The organism is Longimicrobium sp. (assembly GCF_035474595.1).
Lineage (GTDB): Bacteria > Gemmatimonadota > Gemmatimonadetes > Longimicrobiales > Longimicrobiaceae > Longimicrobium.
On the sequence record NZ_DATIND010000153.1, the window covers coordinates 1 to 2550 of the forward strand.

Here is a 2550-nt window from a genome sequence, read left to right on the forward strand (position 1 = left end):
GCCGATCGCCAGCACCAGCGTGTCCCCGCCCGCCGCGGTTCCCGAGGCCGTCGTGGTTCCCATAAGCTCCTCCTGGTTGAGTGACTTCCTCCAGGTTCAGCTTATCACCACGGCGGCCTCGCTCACATGGAATCTCACGCAACCGAAAGTGCGGAAGTGCGTGAGTGCGGAAGTGCGCTTGCTACTGATGAGTGGTCGTCGATTCTCGCGCGAATCCTACGCACTCACGCACTCACGCACTTCTTCAGAACAGCGTCATCTGCTGCGGCAGGCGCAGCTTGCGGAGGCGGGTGACGTCGATCGTCTCCATCGGCTGCTCCTGCGGGGCCACGGCGAGCGAGCCGGCGTAGCGCAGCCGCTCCAGCGTCTCGCCGACGACGTCGTGGGCCAGGGCGGGGTGGTTCGCGTTCTCGCTCAGGTGCGCGAGGACGACGGCGCAGAGCTCGTCGTGGTACAGCTCGCGGGCCAGCTCCGCCGCGGCGCGGTTGGACAGGTGCCCGTGGCTCCCGCCGATGCGCGCCTTCACCGACCACGGATAGTGGCTCTCGCGCAGCATGATCTCGTCGTGGTTCGATTCCAGGACGAGCACGTGGCAGGCCTGCAGCGCGTGGCGCACCGTGGCCGTCGCGCGGCCCAGGTCGGTGGCGATCCCCAGCTTCTCCCCGGTCGCCGTCTCCGTCACCGTCACTGCGACCGGGTCGACCGCGTCGTGCACGGTCAGGAACGGCGTCACCGTCAGCCCGCCGATCTCCACCGGGGCGGCGCTGGTGTAGGGGCGCACGTTCTCGGTGCCGTCCAGCAGCGCGCGGCAGACGTTGCGGGTGAGGTCGGTCAGGTGGAGCGGAACGCCCCAGCGGCGCGCCGCCACGCCCATCCCCCGCGTGTGGTCGCCGTGGTCGTGCGTGATCAGCAGCGCGGCCAGCGTGGTCGGGTCCACGCCCACGGCCAGCAGCCGGCGCTCCAGGTCGCGGCCGCTGAAGCCGGCATCCACCAGCACCCGCGTGCCCTCCGTCTCGACGAGGATGGCGTTGCCGCGGCTGCCGCTGCCAAGGACCGTGACCCGCAAATGCCAGCGCTTCCGGTGGAGGAGAGGAGAAGAAGAAGTCCTGAGTCCTGAAGTCCTAAGTTCCAAGTGACAACGGACTTGAGCGAAATCTAGCGTCGAGTCGCGGGAATGTCATCCTGGGGGAGCGTCGTCCGCGACCGGCGCGTGACCGTCAGCACTCAGCACTCAGCACTCAGCACTCAGCACTCAGCACTCAGCACTCAGCACTTCCCCTCATCCCCCCGCGCCCGCTGCCATGCGCGCTCGAACTGCCCCCGCGCGGCGTCGCTCAGCTCCACGTTGCGGCGGCTCATCGCCTTCTCCGCGACCTGCAGGAACTTGTCCGCCCGATACGCCGTGAGGTCCTCGCCGGTTCCCCAGCTGAACGGGGGGACGTACTTGGGCGGCATCGCCGCGCCGAAAAGGTTGCTCCCCGCGCCGACCACCGTGCCCGTGTTCAGCAGCAGTCCGATCCCCGTCTTCACGTGGTCGCCCAGGAAGCAGCCGACCTTGATCTCCCCCGTGTCCGCGTCGCCCTCGGGCGTCCACAGGCGCACGGTGGAGTAGTTGTTCTTCAGGTCGCTGTTCGTCGTCTCGGCCCCCAGGTTCACCCAGGCGCCCAGGTAGGCGTGGCCGATGTGCCCGTCGTGCGCCTTGTTCACCCATCCCAGGCACACGCTCTCCGCGAACTCGCCGCGGATGCGGCAGACGGGGCCGATGCTGGACTGCTCGATCGTCCCTCCCAGCACGATGGAGCCGCGCCCCACGTAGACGGGGCCGGCGATGCGGGTGAACGCCTTCACGTGCGAGCGGTCGTCCAGCCACACCGGCCCGCCCGAGGTGTCGAACACCACGCCGGGCTCGATGACCACGCCGTCGCCCACCACCACCGGCTGCGAGCCCAGGACGTAGACGCCCGGCGGCAGCTCCGGCGTGGCCGCGCCCGGGAAGAGCCCCTCCACGTCCTCCGCGATCTGCGCGGGGCCGAGCGACATCAATTCCCACACGTGTCCGAGCGTCTTCCCCGGCAGCACCACGGCGCCGGTGCGGTCCACCACGCGGCCGGGGCAGACGAAGAAGTCGGCGTCGGGAGACGGCGTGCCGTCGGGCGCGTACCAGCCGACCACCTCGTCGCCCACCAGCAGCGCGCCCGCGCCGCCGCGGCGCTCGCGCCACAGCTCGCCGCTCCCCCAGGCAGGCACGGCGCGGGCGGAGATGAAGAGCCGGTCGCCCTCCGCCGGCGCCCCGGCGTACCCCAGCACCGGCGGGGCGCCCGCCTCCTCGAAGCCGCGCAGGTGCTCCGCGCCCAGGTGGGCCACGCACCGCGCGGCGAACACGCGCTCGGCGCGCGCGCGCTGCGTCATCGTCCCGAACACCAGCTCGCCGCCGGGGCGGGTGAGCGCGAACGGGTCCCAGCGCGCGGAAACCTCGTCGTCGAACAGGATCAGCGAAAGCGGCGGCATCGAAAAGAAGTGCGGGAGTGCGGAAGTGGGGGGGTGGGGGAG

The 2550-nt window shown here is 70.7% G+C and carries 2 protein-coding genes; both read right to left on the reverse strand.

Annotated elements, in window-relative coordinates:
• Window positions 1-244 precede the first annotated feature (244 nt).
• Complete coding sequence (locus VLK66_RS26250; protein WP_325312475.1) at window positions 245-1066, reverse strand: MBL fold metallo-hydrolase; 822 nt, start codon at window positions 1064-1066, stop codon at window positions 245-247.
• Between the two features lie 200 nt (window positions 1067-1266).
• Window positions 1267-2550, reverse strand: a 1284-nt coding sequence (locus tag VLK66_RS26255; RefSeq protein WP_325312476.1) for a putative sugar nucleotidyl transferase, incomplete at its 5' end; no start/stop codon positions are given.